Annotated in this window: 21 protein-coding genes; 13 read left to right on the top strand and 8 right to left on the bottom strand. The window is 47.1% G+C overall.

Features of this window, described 5'->3' with window-relative positions; genetic code table 11:
* Positions 1–46: 46 nt before the first annotated feature.
* The 4 genes from H7708_RS07225 to H7708_RS07210 all read left to right on the top strand — a co-directional run bounded on the left by H7708_RS07225 (position 47) and on the right by H7708_RS07210 (position 3,309).
* Positions 47–535 (top strand): RNA polymerase sigma factor, encoded by a 489-nt coding sequence (locus tag H7708_RS07225; protein WP_223669833.1) that lies wholly within the window; start codon positions 47–49, stop codon positions 533–535.
* Entirely contained in the window at positions 532–1,257 is a 726-nt protein-coding gene (locus H7708_RS07220) for an anti-sigma factor family protein (RefSeq protein WP_223669832.1), read from the top strand. The genes H7708_RS07225 and H7708_RS07220 overlap by 4 nt, the downstream gene beginning before the upstream one ends.
* A 10-nt stretch (positions 1,258–1,267) precedes the next feature.
* On the top strand, positions 1,268–1,732 hold the full coding sequence (locus H7708_RS07215) for a CC0125/CC1285 family lipoprotein (protein WP_223669831.1): 465 nt from the start codon (positions 1,268–1,270) through the stop codon (positions 1,730–1,732).
* 113 nt (positions 1,733–1,845) lie between these two features.
* Entirely contained in the window at positions 1,846–3,309 is a 1,464-nt protein-coding gene (locus H7708_RS07210) for an aminotransferase class V-fold PLP-dependent enzyme (RefSeq protein ID WP_223669830.1), read from the top strand.
* 2 nt (positions 3,310–3,311) lie between these two features.
* On the opposite strand, the gene H7708_RS07205 is transcribed toward H7708_RS07210, so the two are convergent.
* Entirely contained in the window at positions 3,312–4,589 is a 1,278-nt protein-coding gene (locus tag H7708_RS07205; RefSeq protein ID WP_223669829.1) for an NAD(P)/FAD-dependent oxidoreductase, read from the bottom strand.
* A gap of 181 nt (positions 4,590–4,770) precedes the next feature.
* Here H7708_RS07205 and H7708_RS07200 point away from each other — a divergent pair, with 181 nt between their 5' ends.
* Positions 4,771–5,088 (top strand): ArsR/SmtB family transcription factor, encoded by a 318-nt coding sequence (locus H7708_RS07200; RefSeq protein ID WP_223669828.1) that lies wholly within the window; start codon positions 4,771–4,773, stop codon positions 5,086–5,088.
* Positions 5,088–5,471, top strand: coding sequence for a rhodanese-like domain-containing protein (locus tag H7708_RS07195; RefSeq protein WP_223669827.1), 384 nt, complete (start codon positions 5,088–5,090; stop codon positions 5,469–5,471). The genes H7708_RS07200 and H7708_RS07195 overlap by 1 nt, the downstream gene beginning before the upstream one ends.
* Before the next feature lie 56 nt (positions 5,472–5,527).
* Here H7708_RS07195 and H7708_RS07190 read toward each other — a convergent pair whose 3' ends face one another.
* From H7708_RS07190 to H7708_RS07175, 4 genes are read right to left on the bottom strand one after another with little or no spacing between them, the layout of a single operon-like run.
* Positions 5,528–5,731 (bottom strand): YgaP family membrane protein, encoded by a 204-nt coding sequence (locus H7708_RS07190; protein ID WP_407929731.1) that lies wholly within the window; start codon positions 5,729–5,731, stop codon positions 5,528–5,530.
* 26 nt (positions 5,732–5,757) lie between these two features.
* Positions 5,758–7,065 carry a hypothetical protein gene (locus H7708_RS07185; protein ID WP_223669825.1) on the bottom strand — a complete coding sequence of 436 codons (1,308 nt, stop codon included), beginning with the start codon at positions 7,063–7,065 and terminating at the stop codon, positions 5,758–5,760.
* 13 nt (positions 7,066–7,078) lie between these two features.
* Positions 7,079–7,891, bottom strand: coding sequence for an outer membrane lipoprotein-sorting protein (locus H7708_RS07180; protein WP_223669823.1), 813 nt, complete (start codon positions 7,889–7,891; stop codon positions 7,079–7,081).
* 11 nt (positions 7,892–7,902) lie between these two features.
* Positions 7,903–10,410 (bottom strand): MMPL family transporter, encoded by a 2,508-nt coding sequence (locus H7708_RS07175; RefSeq protein ID WP_223669821.1) that lies wholly within the window; start codon positions 10,408–10,410, stop codon positions 7,903–7,905.
* Positions 10,411–10,511: 101 nt separating this feature from the next.
* Between H7708_RS07175 and H7708_RS07170 the strand changes: the two genes are divergently transcribed.
* The 3 genes from H7708_RS07170 to H7708_RS07160 all read left to right on the top strand — a co-directional run bounded on the left by H7708_RS07170 (position 10,512) and on the right by H7708_RS07160 (position 13,719).
* Positions 10,512–11,369 carry an MBL fold metallo-hydrolase gene (locus H7708_RS07170; protein WP_223669819.1) on the top strand — a complete coding sequence of 286 codons (858 nt, stop codon included), beginning with the start codon at positions 10,512–10,514 and terminating at the stop codon, positions 11,367–11,369.
* Between the two features lie 70 nt (positions 11,370–11,439).
* Positions 11,440–13,464 (top strand): DNA helicase Rep, encoded by a 2,025-nt coding sequence (gene rep / locus H7708_RS07165; protein WP_223669818.1) that lies wholly within the window; start codon positions 11,440–11,442, stop codon positions 13,462–13,464.
* Between the two features lie 117 nt (positions 13,465–13,581).
* Entirely contained in the window at positions 13,582–13,719 is a 138-nt protein-coding gene (locus H7708_RS07160; RefSeq protein ID WP_223669817.1) for a hypothetical protein, read from the top strand.
* Between the two features lie 43 nt (positions 13,720–13,762).
* On the opposite strand, the gene fadA is transcribed toward H7708_RS07160, so the two are convergent.
* Both fadA and fadB read right to left on the bottom strand, forming a co-directional pair.
* Positions 13,763–14,929, bottom strand: a complete 1,167-nt coding sequence (gene fadA, locus H7708_RS07155; protein WP_223669815.1) for an acetyl-CoA C-acyltransferase FadA — start codon at positions 14,927–14,929, stop codon at positions 13,763–13,765.
* A 23-nt stretch (positions 14,930–14,952) separates the two neighbouring features.
* Positions 14,953–17,118, bottom strand: a complete 2,166-nt coding sequence (gene fadB / locus H7708_RS07150) for a fatty acid oxidation complex subunit alpha FadB (RefSeq protein ID WP_223669814.1) — start codon at positions 17,116–17,118, stop codon at positions 14,953–14,955.
* Positions 17,119–17,390: 272 nt separating this feature from the next.
* Here fadB and pepQ point away from each other — a divergent pair, with 272 nt between their 5' ends.
* The 4 genes from pepQ to ubiK are packed head-to-tail and all read left to right on the top strand — an operon-like array spanning position 17,391 to position 19,975.
* A complete protein-coding gene (gene pepQ / locus H7708_RS07145) occupies positions 17,391–18,713 on the top strand; it encodes a Xaa-Pro dipeptidase (RefSeq protein ID WP_223669812.1) in 1,323 nt (440 codons plus the stop codon).
* Positions 18,714–19,385 carry a YigZ family protein gene (locus tag H7708_RS07140; RefSeq protein WP_223669811.1) on the top strand — a complete coding sequence of 224 codons (672 nt, stop codon included), beginning with the start codon at positions 18,714–18,716 and terminating at the stop codon, positions 19,383–19,385.
* Entirely contained in the window at positions 19,372–19,734 is a 363-nt protein-coding gene (locus H7708_RS07135) for a SirB2 family protein (RefSeq protein ID WP_223669809.1), read from the top strand. The genes H7708_RS07140 and H7708_RS07135 overlap by 14 nt, the downstream gene beginning before the upstream one ends.
* 4 nt (positions 19,735–19,738) lie before the next feature.
* Positions 19,739–19,975 (top strand): ubiquinone biosynthesis accessory factor UbiK, encoded by a 237-nt coding sequence (gene ubiK, locus H7708_RS07130; RefSeq protein WP_223669808.1) that lies wholly within the window; start codon positions 19,739–19,741, stop codon positions 19,973–19,975.
* 46 nt (positions 19,976–20,021) lie between these two features.
* Here the strand turns inward: ubiK and H7708_RS07125 are convergent, their stop codons facing one another.
* Positions 20,022–21,179, bottom strand: a complete 1,158-nt coding sequence (locus H7708_RS07125) for a S8 family peptidase (protein ID WP_223669806.1) — start codon at positions 21,177–21,179, stop codon at positions 20,022–20,024.
* Between the last annotated feature and the right edge of the window lie 7 nt (positions 21,180–21,186).

The following is a 21,186-nucleotide window of genomic DNA, read 5'->3' as shown; positions in this document are numbered from 1 at the left end:
ATATAGGCTACACAATATTAATTCGACAATGAATAAACAGCTTCAAATGACAAAGCAACTGCGAGAACTGATCCCGGCGATTCGGCGCTTTGCCTTTTCCCTAACCGGCTCAGATTACGACGCAGATGATTTGATGCAAAATACATTGGAGCGCCTCCTCGACAAAGGGGTTCCTGATGATGCCAATCTGACCAAGTGGGCATTTCGCGTCTGTCGCAATCTGTGGATCGATGAGTATCGCTCACGCAAGGTACGTCAGGCTGCTACTGAAAAACCTGAATTACAGGAATCTGCAATCGACGGCGATAAAACCATTGCCAACCAAATTACGCTGAATCAGGTGCAACGCGCCATGAATCAGTTACCCGAAGAGCAGCGCTCTATCCTGTCGCTAGTGGTAGTTGAGGGACTCAGTTATAAAGAAGTTTCCGAAACGTTAAATATTCCTGTCGGTACCGTAATGAGTCGCCTGTCGAGGGCGCGTTCGGCGATGGTGGACTGGTTCAACGATCATGATATGAGGATATTAGCATGACAATTTCTGATGAAAAGCTTTGTGCTTTTATAGACAACGAGTTATCACACGACGAAATGAACGCCATTCGTGATCGTATTGCCGAGGATGAATCTCTCACCGATCGTATTGCAGAACTCAATATGCTCGATCATAGCGTGCGCAGCACCATTCATGCCATTGACGAAAAACCTGTTCCAGCGGCTACCGAACGTTTGCTACAGCAGTCTGAAACCCAGGCCCCGTCGGATAATGTCGTGTCATTCCCACTGTGGCGTCGTGTTAAACAAACGGTTCGAGAGCATGCCGCCATCGCCGCCGTTTTGGTATTAGCACTGGGATTAACCGTCGGTACCTATTTCACGGCTGATAAACAGAACAATGAACTGGCCTGGAGCGAGGTTGCTCAATTACTTGATACCGCCCCCAGCGGTCAATCGGCAGCGCTGAACTCAAGCTGGGAAATATTCCCAAAAGCCAGCTTCAAAAACAAGAGCGACCACTATTGCCGCATTTTTGCTTTAAGCTCCGGGACCACTTCCCATATGAATATCGCCTGCCAGCAGAACGGTTCATGGCAGCTGCACTCACGGATGCCTTTAGCATTATCCGATCCGGCTCAATATCAGACAGCTTCTGTTGATCCAGCGCTCGATAAGCTTGTAGACTCCATGATACAGGGTCAATTCCTCAACCAGGAGCAAGAATCGCAAGCGATTGAGGCACAGTGGAAGGTTCATTAATAAATAGACTATGAAAAATACGCTGCTGATTTTCATCATGATAGTATTAGGGGGCTGCGCTACCCAGTATCGCTATAATCCTACAACAGCCACTGGTTCCGGCCCTTATCACGCCCAGGTCAATGACAATTTATACCGTGTCCACTACAAGCTGCTAAAGGACGACCAAAAGCAAGCCCGTCAACTGGCATTGCAACATGCTGCAAAACTCACTCGTCAACAACAACTCGACTGGTTTGTTGTTCTCAGGCAGCAAATGATCACCGAGCAACCGATTAACAGCAGTTCCGATAAAATTATCCGTCTCACCTGCGATAATGGCCAGTGCCAGCAAAGCTCTTATGACAACCCATACTTCAGGCAGCAGTTTAAAGAGTCGACCCCAACGGTCACCACAGAAGCCATTTTACAGATCCGCATGGGGCGCGGGATGCGACCGCACGGGGCCAAGAGTTTCGATGCCTACCAACAGTGATTGATCAGGTGTTGCAACAAAAACTACACCAACCAGCGTCTGCTAGGCTTGCTTCCCGTTGCCACTAAAGTTATATTAGCAATCATTAATATTTATTCTTCAGTGTTAACCTTATGAGCTTAACCGAGCACTTTTCGCGCTTTCGACAACATATTATCGGGGAACAACACGATTACTCCGAACATAACGTCAGTAAAGATATTCTGTACGCCGACTGGACCGCCAGCGGGCGCTTATACCGTCCCATTGAAGAGTTTATTATCAATGAGTTAGGCCCCTATGTCGCCAATACGCATACGGAAACCACGCTCACCGGCACCACCATGACCGAAGCCTATCACGATGCACAGAAAATCATTAAGCAGCACGTCAATGCACACGATAGCGACGTTTTGATTGCCGCCGGCTCAGGAATGACGCTGGTTATCAACAAGTTCCAGCGCATGCTGGGCCTACGTGTTCCGGAAAAGTGGCGTGAACGACTCGATATCGCAGAGCACGAAAAACCTCTGGTGCTGGTGACTCATATGGAGCACCACTCCAACCAGACGACCTGGCATGAATGTGAAGTGACGTTGGAGATTGTTCGTTCGGATGATGATGGGCGTCCCGATCTCAAGCATATGCGCCAACTGCTCGAGCAGTATAAAGAGCGCCCAGTTAAAATTGGCTCCTTTACCGCCTGCAGTAACGTTACCGGCATCACCACGCCTTACCATGAGATGGCCGAAATCATGCATGAGTATGACGGTCTGTGTTTTGTCGACTTCGCCGCTTCCGCGCCTTATGTCGATATTGATATGCACCCAGCGAACCCGGCGCAACGTCTGGATGCGATCTTTATGTCACCGCATAAATTTTTAGGCGGGCCTGGCAGTAGCGGTATTTTGATTTTTGACGACAAGCTTTATGATTGCAAAGTCCCAGATCAGCCGGGCGGCGGTACTGTCTCCTGGACCAACCCATGGGGTGAACATCGGTTTTTCGATAATATCGAGGCAAGGGAAGATGGCGGTACGCCAGCATTTCTACAAACCATAAAGTCAGCCTTATCAATCAAGCTGAAAGACGCCATGCAGGTCGATAAAATTCAGCAACGCGAAGAGCAGCTGGTGGCGATTTTACTGGAAGGACTGCGTCAACACCCGGATATCCGTATCCTCGAAGATCAACAAGATGATCGCCTCTGTATCGTCTCGTTTTACGTATTAGGCATTCACCATAACTTGCTAGTCCGACTACTCAACGACAAGTTTGGTATCCAGTCACGTGGCGGCTGTTCCTGTGCGGGCACTTATGGTCACCTGCTATTAGGTGTCGATCAGTTAAAAAGCCATGAAATTACAAACCGTATCGATCAGGGTGATTTAACCGACAAGCCTGGCTGGGTACGCGTCTCATTACACCCAACTAATAGCGATGAAGAAGCCCAATTTCTGGTAGAATCTATCCACAAAGTCATCGAAAATGCTGAAACTTGGTCCCAGGAGTACGATTTTGATCAGACTTCAGGCGAGTTTCGTCCGAAAAAGAGCATGCCAGAACTTCGATCACTTAAAGACTTCAGCCCTTTGTAGTTTTAAGGCTTCTTCTTCAACCGTTTGATGTTCATCCAGTCCAACATGATGGTCTCCCAAACGGTTGTAGATTTTCCTTTACGGATTTTTCTCAGGAAGTATTTTTCAAAAGCCACTTTAGCCCAGTGGACCCACTTCCCTTCACCAGCCCAGTTCAGATTTCTAGGCCCTATCTGTGGTTTAGCGACGAAGGCAACGCCCCCATCACCGAAGTCTGCTAAACAGATAGCATTAAGACTCGGTTTATGGCTGGGTTCTTCACCATTAATCAGCTGCTTAATATTATTGGTTGCCGCGGTTACCATCGACTCAATCATATAACCCGTTTTAGGCACCCCGACAGGTACCGGAGTTTCACCTACCGGCGGAATGGCTACGCAAACGCCAACTGAAAAGATATTGCCAAAGGTCGGATTTTGCTGGAAGTCATTGGTCAGAACAAATCCTCTCGCGTTAACCAGGTCATCGATACCAGCTACAGCATCAACCCCCTTAAACGCTGGCAGTAACATACTATGTTTGAACTCCAGTTTTTTTTCTTCACTGGTTTGGTCCTGCTCATTGGTTACCTGGTAATATAGCGCGCCTTCTTGCACGCTGTTGATTGAAGCGTTAACGACCCACTTAATATTGCGGTCTCTTAGTTTCGACTCCAGTAATGACTTGGTATCGCCCACACCATCCAGCCCCAGGTGTCCAATGTAGGGTTCAGAAGTGATAAAAGTAATAGGCACCTGATCACGTATGCCCCGCTTTCTTAAATCGGTATCCAGAATTAAGGCATACTCATAAGCAGGTCCAAAGCAGGATGCTCCCTGCACCGCGCCAACCACTATGGGTCCAGGGTTCATAACGAACTTCTGCCAGTCTCTGCCACATCCACCTGCGTGACTGGTGGTACAAACTGAGTACGTAAAATGATTGGGCCCCATGCCCTCGATTTCATCAAACGCCAGCTTAGGCCCAGTCGCAATAATTAAATAATCATAAGTAAGTTCAGATCCATCATTGAGAACCAGCTTGTTATCCTTAGGTTCGACACGTTTAACCCCAACCGCTGAGAAGTTAATATTCCTTTTTGCCATAATGGGAGGTAACTCGACCTGGATTTCTTCTTTTTTGCGCCAATTAACGGCAACCCAGGGGTTAGAAGGGGTAAACTGAAAGCATTCCGATTCGCTAATTAAGGTCACCTGGTGATTGCTACCAACCAGATCTTTCATTTCGTAAGCAGCAGGTATACCGCCAATTCCACCACCGACAACGACTATATGAGCCATAATAACCTCCTACTATGATAAACTCATTGTATTAAATATAGCTAATTAAGCAAATGCTAAATTAGCTATTTGAAAACATCTCCCTTCTTTGTCACAATATAGTTTATAATTTTTCTAATTTAGTTGTATGTTAAATTATATACACATAGAAGATACTTGATCACCATATAGAGGAAAACTGATGGAAGTTGCCCCAATAACTGATGAGATGGCCAAACACTCATCGCAAGCAGCCCAATTTCTTAAAAGCATCTCCAATGAGCAGCGCTTATTAATTTTATGTATTCTTCACGATCAAGAACTGTCTGTCGGTAAACTGAATGAATTACTGCCCAACCTGAGCCAGTCCGCTTTATCCCAACATCTGGGCGTTCTGCGTAAAGATGGCTTGGTGACAACTCGACGTGACTCACAGACCATTTATTACAAACTAGCCTCGACTGAAGCGGCTAAAGTGATCCATTTACTTCACGAACTATTCTGTAAGGAGAGTTGTTAATGAAACCTTGCGTTGCCAATTACCTTTCAAATATTAAGCAACAGATTAACGAAGTATCCGTCGAGGATGTTAAGCATAACCTGCCACAGGATGCCTTGATTATTGATGTTCGTGAGCCGGCGGAGACACAACAGGGCATGGTTGAAGGTGCGGTAAACATTCCACGCGGTGTGCTTGAGTTTAAACTCTTTGCCCACGACTGCGTTAACGGCCTGTGTGATGAAGACTTATTTAATAAGCCTATTTATCTGTACTGTGCTTCAGGCGGCCGCTCTGCCTGTTGTGCCCATACTTTACAACAGCTTGGCTTCAATAACGTCTACTCGGTCGATGGCGGCTTTAAAAAATGGGTCGAGCGCGATGGGGGTTGCACCCAGCCCTAAGTTAATAAAGTTCATCAAAGGCAGCTTTCTCAAGCTGCTTTTTTTACCAGCCCTGCTTACGCCAGTTCTTTTTCCGTTTTAAACCCGAGTTTTTTAATCATCATCATCGCCGGGCAGAAGCCGGTAAACGCTGACTGAAATAAATTAGCGCCAACAAAGACCGTTAACCATAACCAGTAATGGTGAACAAACCAGGTTAAAAGCACTGAGATTAATACCATACTTCCGGCAAAAGCCATTAGTACTCGTTCCGCACTCATCGTTTTCTTTGACATAGGATGACCTCCTAAAAGTTGTACCTGACGCGCAAGTAAGCGTTGGTCGCGTCTTCAAACTGACCAAAGAAGGTATGCCTTTTCTGGCCATTAAAAATATTGGCTCCAGCCGTAAACTGCCATTCATCACTTAACCGATAATTGACACTCGGACGAATATAACTGTCCTCATCAGTGGGCGAATAAAAGGCGAACAATGACCAGATCCACTTATCTTTCACGGTGCGATAGGTAAGTCTCGCCGTCACGACGCTCCGCTTTTCTTCTGCTTCAAATAGTGGCGTAGGTGAGTTTGCTAATAACGCGTCATAGTCCTGCGTCCACTCAAGGTAATATTGGACGCCTAACGTCATACGCGCCATCAATTCGGTTTCATAGCCCATTAAAAAGCGCCATTGTGAATTCTTGACTAAGGGATCAGCTCCATCTGGGTCTTCAATCGCATCGTGATAGGCAACCTCGAGGTTATACAAACCATCTGCAACATTGCCGCGAACACTGGCACCCAAAACATCACGACGGTGAAACGTCGGTTCAAAATTGGTCGTTAACCCCACCGGCTGTTTATCAAAGCCGCGGTAACCGTATACGGCGTATTCAGTCCCCTCGATGTTTTTATACAGGCGTAGCGCAATTTCACTGTTGCCGATGTTTTTGTCCGGCATCACCGGCTCAATGAGATCACGACCGCCGACATGTTGGCCCGCCAATGGGGTAAAGAACGAGTACCGCTCTCCATCGATATAACGATCGTCTGTAAATACAGGCATCCACACCAGATCCACATTGACCGCATCAAAGTAGCTGGTGATACGTACGGCGTCTGCCGGCGCCTTCAGGTACGTATCTTCGCGACCAGAAAAGAACGACTTCCAGTCCTTCGGAAACAAATCGTTAAGGAACAGCAGATCACCGGTTCCCCAGGTTGAAATCTGCCGACCCAGCTTAAAGTCCGTGTTACCAAACGCAGAGAAACTGATACTCAGCTCCCGAATGTCGAGTTCGGTATCATTTAGGACATCGTCATACCAAAGATCGCCGCGAAAACTAAAATCAATATCGTCTCCACTATAATCGCCTTCCACATGACTTCGTATCTCACTTAACGTCTGTTTATCCGCAAACAGCGGATCGGTCTGTAGGCGCTGACCATAGGCTGCTTCAATAAAACCGCCCCACAGCCAGTTGGATTGTTCTTCCTCGGTCCACTCATCGCCCCATGCATCAAATTCATCCTCTGCTGCCGAGGCTGCCAAAGATAGAGCCGACAGCACAGCGATCAGGATCGATTGTGACCAGGCCCCTGTCATCTTACGCATAGTCTTCACTCGCTCATTGCTTAGCTTCTAACCACTCACGAGGAGGGTTACGTAATGACCGCGAGGTAAATACTTCCTGTGGCACACCAATGTCATAGGTGGGCCGTCTGAATTGCATATAAGTGACGCTGTCTGTCTCCAGGTTCAAAATCTTCGACTTCATGACAGTTGGGATACCCTGTACCTCTTCCACCTCGACCACTTCCATTTTGCGATAGATCTCACCTTGCTCATTGTAATAGTCTACAACCATAGGCAAGAAGGTCTCTTTGTTGATACTGGCCTGATAATAGGCAAACTCTACATTCGCCTTATCGTTTGGTGTGCTCTTTAGAAGGTAAGCCTCATCACTTTCCTGCAGCAATTCGTGAGTATCCAAAGCCGGGTTACGTCCCGAAACATCTTCATAAAAGAAATCCGAGCCGACAAAACTGGTTCGCTTATCGCCTGCCGAAATGCGCTTGACCAGATCCAGCCCCGGTAAATACAACCAGCGATCATCGTCACTATCCACATGCTTATTGACTAAAAATACCGTTCCGCGCACATCCGAAGGTCGGCTGAATACCACCAGAAAATCCTGATCACCCTCATCTTTCTCATCTTTGCGCAAAATCACAAACTGTCGTAACTGTTTATTGCCATCCTTATCGACAATAATCATACGCGCGTCGCTGCGCCCATCGTCGCCGGCATAGTAAGATGCCTTATTTACTTTACTGACGATCATGTCGACTGATAATGAATCACTTTCGTCAGCGGCCTGAACCTGTGGCAACAGCATTGCTGCCACCATCAGCACCAAAGCTCGTTTCAATAAACTCATAATCAACCTCCTTAAGGTTTAAAGGCCCAACGGCGTGTTGCTTTTAATGCCACCGGTAACAGAATTAAGGTGACCACTGCCGAAGCTGCCATAATGGTGGCCAGGAAAAAGCCCACCGTAATGTAAGGTACCAATGGAGCGAACAGTAACGGGGTAAAACCCACCGCAATAACAATCGCATTACGGCTGATGGCCGACGCCGGTTCACCAAACATTCGCTGCATGGTTAACTTGAAGTCTTTCGTCTGTTTATAAATATCTCGCGCCCGCTCTAAAAAGTGAATCGCGAAGTCTATCGACAACCCCAGGGTTAATGACGATAGCACTGCGATCGGCATGTCATAATCCTTACCAACCCAACCGATTAAGCCGTAGATGAACAGGATGGTAATGCTTAGCGGCAACATCGCCAGCACACCAAACAATAAGCTGCGGAAGAGTATGATCATCATGATAAAAACCACCACAAAGGCGCTGATCAAGCTGCCCAGCATGCCTGCCACCATTTCATCCTGCCACACCATGTTCAGATAGCTTTTACCGGCCCACTTTGCACTGACGTTTTCCGGCAGTGGATTCTCCGCCAAGTAGTTGTTTACGTACTCTACCACCCGTGTCATGTCCTGATTATCACCGCTTTTCAGCTGTAACCACAGCGCCGTTGAGCTGTAATCCTTCGTCACCATATGCCACAAATCCTGAGGGCGGTGCGATGACTGGTATTGCAATAATGCCTGCGCCACACCTCTTTGACTGGCGGGGATCACAAAGTCTTCCTGCTCGCCACTTTTCAGTTCACGAGTCACCGTTTTAACAACGTCCGCCAGCGAATTGCTCTTACCCACAAGGCCGCTATCCTGTAGCACCTGTTGTAATTGCTCGATGTTTTCCAGTGCTTGCGGCTGCTGAAAGTAAGCCAGCGAACGCCGCGCCTGCTCCGCCTCTGTCAGCAAGTCTTCAATAATTTTAGCCTGAGCATCATTAGCTTCGAACAACCTGTCTTCCAGTGTAATGATCGCCTCATTCAGTTGAGTACCAAGATCTTCATCCGTGTGCATCAGTTCGAGCAAGTCACTTTTCAGCACACGATGCTTTATGGCATTCACCGCGTCCAGCCACTGCTCTCTCGCCGCACCTTGCTCATAATCCAGCACCAGATAGGCATTATAGGTTCCGGCAAAATGCTCATTTAAAACCTTATCCGCGATCCGGATCTCATGATCGGACTTAAACCAGCGAACCGGGTTGTCATTAATCTGAATCTGAGTAATTCCCCATAGACTCAACCCAATGACAACAACAAATCCAACAGTTACCAGTTTACTTAAAGCCAGACTTTTACTGCCCACTTTGGGCAATAGTTTCTGTAGCCAACTTTTCTTGCCTGCATCAGACTGTAATGATGCCAGTGCTTTAGGTTTCAGGGCGCATAAATAAGCTGGAATGAATGCGATGGTCAGGATGAAGGCCAGCAAAATACCAAAACCAACGTAGGCACCAAATACCTGCACCGGAGGGATCGGTGTTAACATTAATGAGAAAAAGCCTACCGCCGAAGTAATACTGGTGTAGAGCATGGGCGTAAATAAGTGACCGACAACTTTTTTCACCACCGTTTTACGATCTTGCCCTTCCTTATAGTTATCGGCAAATTCCGACATGATGTGGATCGAGTCCACCACCGCGATCGGCATCAGGAAGATCGGGATCATCGAGCTCATAATATGCACCGTAAAGCCCATCCCAATGAGCGCGCCCATGGTAATGATCACCGTCGTCATGGCGATGATCATCGGCGCCGCCACAAACTTTAAGTTGCGGAAAAATAACCACATCAACACAAAGATCATCAGAGCGGCTAACGGTGCGGAAATCCCCATCTGCACAAACATCTGGTAACCGAAGGTGTCCTCTGCCACTGGCAACCCCGTAATGTGGTAGGCATCGCTGGAGTCGAGTTTATCGATCAGTGTCTGGATTTCCTGCGAAATACGATAACTCTCGTCTTTATCCTCAATTGGCACGTAAATCGCGGTTGCTTTGTCATCACCCGATACCAGCGTTTCCTGCAATAATGGCAAACGCTGCACTTGTTGAGCGATGGTTTCAGCCTCCTGCTCGGACTGTGGCGGCTGCTTCATCATCCACTCAAAGCGAATAGTGCCAGGCCCTTCCTGGCTAATATTATCGACCGTCGACAATGCCATCATATCCGGTACCACCACGCCTTCGATTCGGGCAATGCCTTCACTGAGTTGATGAATGGCCTGCAACGACTGTGGATTATAGACCCCCTGCTCCGTGACAGCCCCAACCACGATTGCGTCATACAGATTAAAGCGCTCCTTCACCTTATTATGGAACACCCTGGCCGGCTGCTCTTCAGCCAACATATTCTCGGGATCGGTATCGACTACAATGCTTGGGATCATGGCCCCGGCAATAGCGGTCAACAGTAAAGTAATGACAAAAACCCACTTCGGTTTTTGCATGGTGAAAGTCAGCAGCGATTGTTTCATAAAACCTTCCATTAGAAAACTCTAATATATTGTAGATTAGTTATTGCTAATATTCAACAGATGATTTATTCTTCAGTATAAACCTATTAACCCCATAAGCTATGTCTATTCACATTGAATCCTTTTATCATAAGGATACCAGTACTTGGAGTTACGTGGTTCATGATACCCAAAGCGGCAACAGCGCTGTTATCGATCCCGTGCTGGATTTTGATCTCCATTCTGGCGAAAGCAGCTACCAGTCAGTACACCAGCTGGTTGAATACATTCGTCAGCACAAGCTCCAGCTTCAATGGATCCTTGAAACCCACGCTCATGCCGATCACCTCACCGCCGCCCAGTATGTTAAGCAACAGCTCGGTGGAAAAATCGTTATCGGTGCTGGCATTAAAGATGTTCAGCAGCATTTTGCACAGCAGCTCAACCTGGACATTAACACAGACGGCAGCCAGTTCGATATTTTGGTCTCAGCCGGTGATAGCCTCCGTCTGGGTCAGTTTGAGTTCATCGCTCATGAAACGCCGGGACATACCGACGACAGCATGAGTTATGAAATCGACGGTAACCTGTTTATCGGTGATACCTTTTTCCACCCCGATACCGGTACCGCCCGCTGCGACTTTCCCGGCGGTAGCGCAGACAAGCTCTTCGACAGTCTTCAGTTTTTAACCTCTTTTCCCGAAGATTACCGGCTATGGCTCTGCCATGACTATCCTAAAGGCCGTGATCCGGTCGCCGCAACCACAGTCGCCGAACAAAAAAATAACGTCCACTTTCAACAGTCCGGCGGTAACCCAGCAGCCTATGTCGAGCTACGACAAAAACGTGATAGTACGCTGGCCGTTCCTCGATTGATTTTCCCATCAATTCAGATCAATATTCGGGCAGGCCAATTTCCTGACGATGAACCTAATGGACGTAAGTATTTGAAACTTCCGTTTTCTATCGATAATACATAAATTTGAATGGTCTTGCTGGCGGCGAGTTGCTAAACTTGCCGCCAATCTCGAATAACCATAATGATACACCTTGTCTCTTCCGCAATTAAACGAACGCCAACAACAGGCTCTGGTTAGTGCCTCCGGGCCCCTATTAGTACTGGCAGGTGCAGGCAGTGGCAAAACCAGCGTTATTACTCGTAAAATTGTTTACTTGATTAAGCAGAAACAGATCCCTGCTCGAAACATCGTCGCTGTAACTTTTACCAACAAAGCAGCACGTGAAATGAAACAGCGGGTGGGGAAAATTGCCGGACAGAACGCTACCAAGGGGCTTACCGTATCAACTTTCCATAACTTCGGGCTCAACTTCATTCGCCGCGAATATAAAACCCTCGGCATGAAATCCAACTTCACTATCTTTGATGATCAGGACAGTTTAGCCCTGCTCAAAGATCTCGGTTTCAAAGAAGCAGAAAGTGATAAGGCATTGCTTTCAAAACTCCAAAACCAAATCTCCACGTGGAAGAATGATTTAATACTGCCAGAACAAGCGATTGCTCAGGCTAATGATCAGGAACTGTTGGTGTTTGCTAAGGTCTACGAAAAGTATGCACGCAGCATGAAAGCCTATAATGCGGTGGATTTTGATGATCTGATCCTGATCCCGACGCTGCTATTACGGGACAACCTGGAAGTTCGAGAAAAATGGCAGAATAAGATTAAATATTTGTTGGTTGACGAATACCAGGATACCAATACCAGCCAGTACGAATTGATTAAAAACCTGGTTGGCCAGTTCGGCAACTTTACCGTGGTTGGTGATGATGATCAGTCGATCTATTCCTGGCGCGGCGCGCGTCCAGAAAACCTCGACCAGCTCGCCAAAGATTATCCGAAACTCCAAGTCATCAAGCTCGAACAGAATTACCGCTCTTATGGACGAATACTGAAAGCCGCTAACGTTCTGATTGATAACAACCCCCACGTTTTCGAGAAAAAGCTGTGGTCTGATAAACCCTATGGTGATCCGCTGCGTGTCGTTACCTGTGCCAACGAAGATGAAGAAGCACAAAAAGTTGTCACTGAAATCATCACCCGAAAAGCCAGAACCAAAAACGGTAAATACTCAGACTTTGCTATTTTGTATCGCGGTAACCATCAGGCCAAACTTTTTGAAAAAACACTAATCGCGAACAAGGTTCCATATAAAATTTCAGGCAGCACCTCCTTTTTTGGTCGCGCAGAAATTAAAGATATCATGGCTTATCTGCGCTTACTGACTAACGAAGACGACGATAACGCCTTCTTGCGGATCGCCAATACGCCGCGCCGTTCCATCGGGCCGACGACTCTCGAGCAGCTTGGTACTTATGCTCAAAAACGTCACATCAGCTTATACGCTGCCTGCTTCGAGTTAGGATTAGAACAATATCTAACTGGCAAAGGGCTGGATTCGGTTCGCCGCTTTGCCGATACCATTTCTCGTGCCGCCGATAATATCAAGCGCGGCGACAGCATGGGAGTGATGCACGAGTTAATCGCCAAAATCGGCTATCACTCCTGGTTGCATGAAACATCCAGCACACCTAAAGCGGCCGAGTTTCGTTGGAACAATATTCAAGAATTGCTTGGCTGGGTTGAAAAATACGTTGACGAAAATGAACACGATGAAAACCCTTTCGCCGCAGCCGTCGCGAACCTTATGTTACGCGACATGCTGGACCGTAACGAAGAAGAGGAAGAGAACAGCAACGAAGTTCAGTTAATGACACTACATGCTGCCAAGGGTTTGGAATTCAATCACGTTTACCTGGTCGGTATGGAAGAAGAGTTTTTACCGCATAAGTCCAGCATCGAAAACGACGATATCGAAGAAGAAAGACGCCTGGCCTACGTAGGCATTACTCGAGCACAGCAAACGCTGGTCTTCAGCTTGTGTAAAAAACGCAATAAGTTTGGTGAAGTGATCCGCTGCGAACCCAGCCGTTTCTTAGAAGAGCTGCCGGAAGCCGATCTTGACTGGGATGAAAAACGAAAGCCCTTGTCTGAAACTGAACAGCAGGAACTCGCCGACGATAACATTTCCATGTTAAAGGCTTTGCTTGGTGATTAAACTTTAGCCGCCGTTACCTGTCGGCACCGATTTTGCAGTTTCTTACAAAGCCTCACTTGCTTATTACTTACAAATCAGTCAATAATAAAGACGTACAAAGGACACAGGAGGTGAGCTATGTCACTGGTTGAATGGATTATCGTTATCGTAGCCTGTATTTTTATTGTTGGACTTGGCTACGCTGGCGTTACAGGCAAATCTTTTTTTTCTTATAAGAATAATCATAAGAACAATCACAAAAGTAACCACCAATAAAAAAGGCTTCCGAAGAAGCCTTTCGTGATGATTATTGGCTGTACTAATTCAAGCGTTGGAAAACAGTCGCAATACCCTGACCCAGGCCAATACACATGGTGGCTAAACCAAACTCTTTATCTTTGTCTTCCATCAAACGTAGTAACGTCGTTGAAATTCGCGAGCCGGAGCAGCCTAGCGGATGACCCAGGGCGATGGCACCACCGTTTAAGTTAACTCGCTCTTCAAAGTTATCACGAATGCCTAAGCCATCAAGTACGGCAATCGACTGCGCGGCAAACGCTTCATTCAACTCAATCAGATCAATATCGTCTAATTTCATATTAGCTCGAGCCAACGCTTTTTTGACCGCCGGTACTGGACCAAAACCCATGATTGACGGATCACAACCAGCAACACCCATCGAGACAATTTTAGCAATCGGTTTCAAACCTAAACTGTCAGCTTTTTCTTTCGACATCACTAACATGGCCGAAGCACCATCTGAAATCGCTGATGACGTTGCAGCTGTCACCGTACCATTTTTTGGATCAAACACCGGTTTCAATTTCGCCAAATCTTCAACCGTCGACTCTGGACGAATGACTTCATCAAAATCGAACAGCTTTAACTGCCCTTTCTCATCGTGCCCTTCCATCGCCAGGATCTCTTTGGCAAAGCGACCTTCAACCGTGGCTTTATGCGCCAGCTGATGCGAGCGATAGCCTAACTGATCTTGCTCTTCACGACTTACTTTATACATGTTCGCTAACATTTCGGCAGTTAAGCCCATCATGCCAGCGGCCTTAGCCGTGTGCTTGGCCAGTTCGGGATCAAAATCGATACCATGACTCATCGGTACGTGACCCATATGTTCCACACCACCGATAATAAAGACATCGCCGTCCCCGACCATGATCGAGCGTGTGGCCGTGTGTAATGCTTCCATTGATGAACCGCACAGGCGGTTAACCGTTTGTGCCGCTACATGATGAGGTAAGTTCGTTTTTAGCATAGCATTCCGTGCAATGTTAAACCCCTGCTCCAGGGTTTGTTGCACACAACCCCAGATCACATCTTCAACATCAGCCGGATCGAGTTTTTCATTACGATCGAGCAGACCTTGCATCAAACGCGCAGATAATTCTTCCGCACGTGTATTTCTAAACATACCGCCTTTCGAGCGCCCCATCGGGGTACGAATGGCATCTACTACTACTACTTCTTTCATCGTTTAATCCCCTATGGTTTCTCTTAGGATAAGTCTGATTGGTAAAACTTTTTGCCGGCTTTGGCCATTTCCAACATACCTTCGGTTGGCTCATAAGCTTTACCCAGGTGTTGGTATTTCTTAACCAACTCAACGATGGCCTCAATACCTTGCTCGTCTACATATTTAAAGACGCCACCTCTAAATGGAGGGAAGCCTAGACCATAAATTAACGCCATATCGCCTTCGGCAGGACTACCAATAATCCCCTCCTCCAAACAACGAACGGTTTCAATGATCATCGGCAACATCGTTCGAGCAATAATCTCTTCATCGTCGAAGTCTTTTTTCTCGGTCGCCACTTCTTTGAGCAATTCATAGGCCTTCGGATCGGCTTCTTTCGTCGGGCGGCCTTTTTTATCTTTACCGTACACATAGAAACCGCTCCCCGTCTTCTGCCCATAACGATCATGCTCAAACATGACATCAATCGCATCTTTTTCTTCTTTGCTCATGCGATCTGGGAAACCTTCCGCCATCACTTCAGCAGCGTGGCGACCCGTGTCCATACCAACCACATCAAGTAAGTAAGCAGGTCCCATCGGCCAGCCAAATTTCTTGCTCATGACCTTGTCGACTTTTTGGAAGTCAGCACCATCACGGATCAGCTTGGTAAAGCCACCGAAGTAAGGGAATAATACACGGTTTACAAAGAACCCGGGACAGTCATTAACCACTACTGGTGACTTACCCATCTTGCTGGCGTAAGCGACCACGCTGGCAATAGTTTCGTCGGAGGTTTTTTCTCCGCGAATGACTTCCACCAATGGCATTTTGTGTACCGGGTTAAAGAAGTGCATACCGCAGAACTTTTCTGGACGCTTTAATGACTTCGCTAAACGGTCAATCGATATAGTGGATGTATTAGAGCAAATGATCGCATCTTCCGGCATTAAGCCTTCGACTTCCGACAATACCGCTTCCTTCACTTTCGGGTTTTCGACAACAGCCTCGACCACGATGTTGGTATGCTTTATTTCGTCATAGCTCAGCGTCGGTTTAATGCTGGCAATGCCTTTGGCCATCTTTTCATTGGAAATTTTGCCGTATTTAACACCCTTACCAAACAATTTGATCGCTTCTTCCATCCCTTGCTCAAGCGCTTCGGGATTAATATCTTTCATGATCGCCGGCACGCCACGAGATGCTGATTGATAAGCGATGCCACCGCCCATAATGCCGGCGCCTAAAACGGTAGCGTTCTTGACCTCAACGTCAGCCGTCTTCGAGGCAATCTTAGCTTTCTTCTTTAATATCTGATCATTTAAAAAGAGCTGGATTAAGGCTGAAGCCTGGGAGGTTTGTGCCATATCGGCAAACGCTTCATGCTCTGCTTTAATCGCATCTTCCAACTTCATAGCAGCGCTGTCTTCAATCAACTGTACACCACGCACCGGTGCTGGGTAATGTGGGCCCGCCTGACTCGCAATGTAAGCCTTCGATGTCATAAACGACATGGTGGCTTCAGTTTTATTCAGCTGCAGCGGTGCTTTTTTCTCAGCACGGCGGGCCTGCCAGTCAAGTTCACCTTCGACCGCTTTTAACAACATCTCTTCTGTACTGGAGATCAGGTTCTCAGAATCGACGATGGCATCAATAGTGCCTACCGCCAATGCTTTTTGTGGTTTATAACCTTTACCCGTAGACAGCCATTCAAAGGCATTGTCCGGGCCAATCAGTCTTGCCAAACGGACACTGCCACCAAAGCCTGGTACCAAGCCTAACTTCGACTCAGGCAAACCTAGCTGGGCTTTAGGGCTTGCCACACGGAAATCGCAAGTCAGGCACATTTCCAGTCCACCACCGAACGCAATACCATCGATCGCCGCGGCAGTTGGGAACGGCAAGTCTTCAAAGCCACTAAATACCTTATTAGCTTCAACCAGCCACTCAATCAATTGTTCACGGCTCGAAGCAAACAGCTCATTAAACTCGGTAATGTCGGCACCGACAATAAACACCGGCTTGCCACTGGTTGCTATTGCTGCTTTAACCTCTTTATTATCCTTTAATAGCTGGTTAACCTGGTTCCATTCGTCTAGGGTGTTTCGGTCGAATTTATTCACCGATTCTTTTTGATTATTAAAACAGACTTCAGCGATACCTTTATCGCTCAGCCTGCATTGAATAGACTGACCTTCGAAAATCATTCTGTTTCTCCATTTGGGTTATCAGAAACTGGCTTATCACATTCTGGAGCTCGGCTCATTTCTAGATGACCGATACATTAACAAACCAGTGTACTGCAATGAGTCTTATGGACTCAATGGCTTTATCTGGTCTGACCAATCATAGCGAACTTTTCCACAGATCGAAAGCATGTTGCTAGCGTCGCATCACAAAGTTATTCTTTCCTTGCTGATCAACCGCTGGATCTGGAATAATGACGCCTATTATATTCATAGCCAACACGGTAGTTTTTATGACCGATTCACAGCTAAAACCATTGTACGATCAACACATTGAAACGATCACCAAGCGTTATCAGGAAGCGATGCAGCGTCATGGCTTTGATCATCTGTTGATCCCGGCCGGTTCCATGCACGGAATTTTTCTGGACGACATGTCTTACCCGTTCAAGTCTAACTTCCACTTTAATAGCTTTATACCGCACGATGATCTGCACGACAGTACCGTCATCATCTCGGCCAAGGGTGAGCGTACCTTATGTTATTACCAACCTGTTGATTTTTGGCATAAAGTTGCCGGAGATCCGGATGGCTTCTGGGTTGAACACTTCGACATCAAAATGATGCGTAAGAAAGATGAAGTGCGTGCTTTTATGCCTTCCAGCGGCAATATTGCCTTTATTGGAGAAATGGCTTATCCATTCCTCGACGAAGATTTCGACGCCATTAACCCGGGCAACCTGATCAATGAGATCAACTGGCATCGTGCGACTAAGACCGCTTACGAAATCGAGTGTTCGGCATTAGCTAATAAACGTGCCGCCATGGGCCACATGGCAGCACGTGACATGTTCTACAACCAGGGTTCCGAGCTCGAGATTCATTTGGCTTATTTATTGGCCAGCGGCCACCACGAAGCGCAGCTGCCATACAACAGCATTGTTGCTTTGAATGAAAACGCTTCGATTCTGCACTATATGCATTACGATACTGAGCGCCCAAGCGAGCACCGCACTTTCCTCATCGACGCCGGTGCCCGTTATAACAGCTATGATGCGGACATCACTCGGACTTACGCTTTTGATAAAAATACTGAGTTTGCTGAATTGATCGATACCATGGAAAAACTGCACCTGAGCATTGTCGATCGCGTCAAGCCAGGTCAGTCATACGTTGATCTTCATATTGATACCCACCTTGCGATTGCTAAGGTACTGAATCAGTTCAAGATCTGCGACATGAGCCCAGAAGCAATGGTCGAAAATAGCGTTACCCGCACCTTCTTCCCACATGGCCTCGGTCACCAGATAGGGCTTCAGGTTCACGATGTAGGCGGTCACCAGTCTAATGCCGACGGCGATCCAGCGCCACCACCACAAGAGCATCCGTTCTTGCGTAACACACGCCCAATCGAAGAGAACCAGCTCTTAACGGTTGAGCCTGGCCTGTATTTCATCAAATCATTGCTGGCCGATCTGAAAGCAAGCGAACACAGCTCCAGCATTAACTGGGATCGAATTGAAGAGTTCCGTCCATTTGGCGGCATTCGTATTGAGGATGACATCGCGGTAACAGCGGATGGTCATCGCAACCTGACTCGAGCTCACCTCAAATAAATGAGCAAAACTTCCGCCGCGTCAGGGGCGTCTCCTCTGGCCGCTTACCGGGTGCCAGCCCATCCGGTAAGCGAGCCTTGTACCTTTGAAGAAATCATTAAAGGCAGCCGCTTTATCACACGCTCGGTATTCACACCTACCGTTGAGCAGGCAAAGGCCTTTATCAAACAGCTCAATATCGACGAACCCGATGCAACCCATCACTGCTGGGCTTATATCGTCGGCAATCCGGAAAGCACGACGTTGATGGCCTGTTCCGATGACGGTGAACCAAGCGGCACGGCCGGGATGCCGATGTTAAACGTGTTAAAACACTCTGATCTGGGTGATATTACCGTCGTCGTTACCCGCTATTTTGGTGGCACCAAATTAGGTACTGGTGGCCTTGCCCGTGCTTATAGTAGTGGTGTTAAAGAAGCTCTAGAGAGAGTGAGCGCTCACAATCGAATATACACTAGCGAGATCGATCTCATCACCAGCTATGAACTGCAAAATCAGCTGCGCTATCTACTGGAAGAGCATCAGGCACAAAACATTAGCGAAAACTTTAGCGATAAAGTTGCTATTCACGCCGAAGTACCGCAAGATCAGCTCGATTCATTTCTGTCCTCGATTGAGGCGTATCAAAACAAACAACAATTAAGCATAAAGGTGTCCGATGATAGCGTTTAAACACATCCACATGACATTGGCTTTTATTACCATTATTGGTTTTTTAGTGCGTAGCGTCTGGCTCTTCAAACAAAGTCCGATGCTGAATAAAAAGTGGGTGAAAATTACTCCCCATGTGATCGATACTTTGTTACTCACCAGTGGTATTGTCCTGTTGGCTACCTGGTATGGCGGTGTCGTGACTTCCTGGCTTGCGATTAAGCTTGTCATGATCGTGCTTTATATTGTCTTTGGTATCGTAGCCTTTAAAACCCAAAGTGCAGCTATTCGGGGCACTAGCTTTACCCTTGCAATTATCAGCTTTGCCACCATTTTATATTTAGCACGCATCAAACCTGCTTTATGGTAATACTATGATTGATCCTAAAAAACTCGATGATATCGCTCAAAAATTATCGGACGCTGTTCCAGAGCGTCTTAAAACGGCAAAAAATGAAATGAGTCAGCAGTTCAAGCAAGTTTTACAAACTCAGCTGACGAAATTAGATCTGGTTTCTCGCGAAGAGTTTGATACGCAAACGCAGGTACTGTTGCGTACCCGTCAAAAACTTGACGATCTCGAGAAAAAACTGCAAGAGTTCGAAAAATAAATAAAACAAAGGGGCCACAGGCCCCTTATTTGGTGAGTTTTCTGGATTACTTCTTGCCTTTACCATCACAGCCATTAGCCATCAGGTAGTCATAAGCAGCTTTAGCCTGTACCAGACCATAACCATAAGAGTAATCTCGACCTGGATCGCCCAGATCTTTCGCCGATGCGCCTAACGCATTTCGGATCTCATAGTTATTACAGTTAGGGAAATGACTCCATACCAACGCCGTTACACCCGCCGTATGCGGCGATGCCATTGAAGTACCCGAAGCATATGCATACGCATCTCCTGGATAGGTTGATAGTACGTCCACGCCCGGCGCTGCTAACTCAACCTGTGTCGTCGTCTGCGAGAAGTCTGCAACCGTCTCTGTATCATCTACTGCAGCGACTGACACGACCGAGTCATAGGACGCAGGATAGGAGTGAGTAGAGTTACCATCGTTACCGGCTGCAGCGACAGAAATAACACCTGCTTTTTCCACTCTATCGAACGCACGCTGTTCAACTTTAGTTGCAAAAGCACCGCCTAGGCTCATATTGATAACTTTTGCACCAGCATCCGCACAGTCTGAAGCAGCACCGGCTAAATCAGAGGCATAGACAAAGCCACCGCCACTATCAAATACGCGTACAATATGCAGTTCAGGAGAACCCGAACCGAGTACACCAGTCAGGCCACCGTTGCCGTCCAGCGCAGCAATGGTACCTGCAACATGGGTACCATGACCGTGACCATCAACGTTCCAGGGACCCGCCCCTTCACTCTCGCCATCAACACCGGTAGCCGGTAAATCCGAATGTCCTAACGAATAGCCCGTATCCATAATACAAACTTTGACGCCGCCCTGATACGTCAGCTGATCGGCCTGTACCATGGCTAAACCATAAGGCGCAAAATCGGTGAAGCTTTCGGTCTCAAAGTCTGACGGAATAAATTTTCTTACCGCATCTATTTCTACGGATTTAATGACCTTAGACTTTTTTAATTGCTTGAAGGTGTGTTTACTAATGGTGGCTGCAAAAGAATTATCCTCATCCAGCTCAATATTAATTTGCCCTCCAGCAGCTTTCACTTGATTAACCAAGGCTTCTTTCTTGCCCTGGTTGTATTCGAACACCAGACGTATATCATCAGTTTGATCCGCCTGTGCCACAACGGCACCGCTTATTAATAACGTTATTAAACTTTTCTTAAACATTATTCAC

Origin of the sequence: Kangiella shandongensis (assembly GCF_020005365.1) — a bacterium.
GTDB classification, from domain to species: domain Bacteria; phylum Pseudomonadota; class Gammaproteobacteria; order Enterobacterales; family Kangiellaceae; genus Kangiella; species Kangiella shandongensis.
The sequence above is the reverse complement of the archived record's forward strand: the minus strand, read 5'-3'. Positions and strand labels throughout refer to the sequence as shown.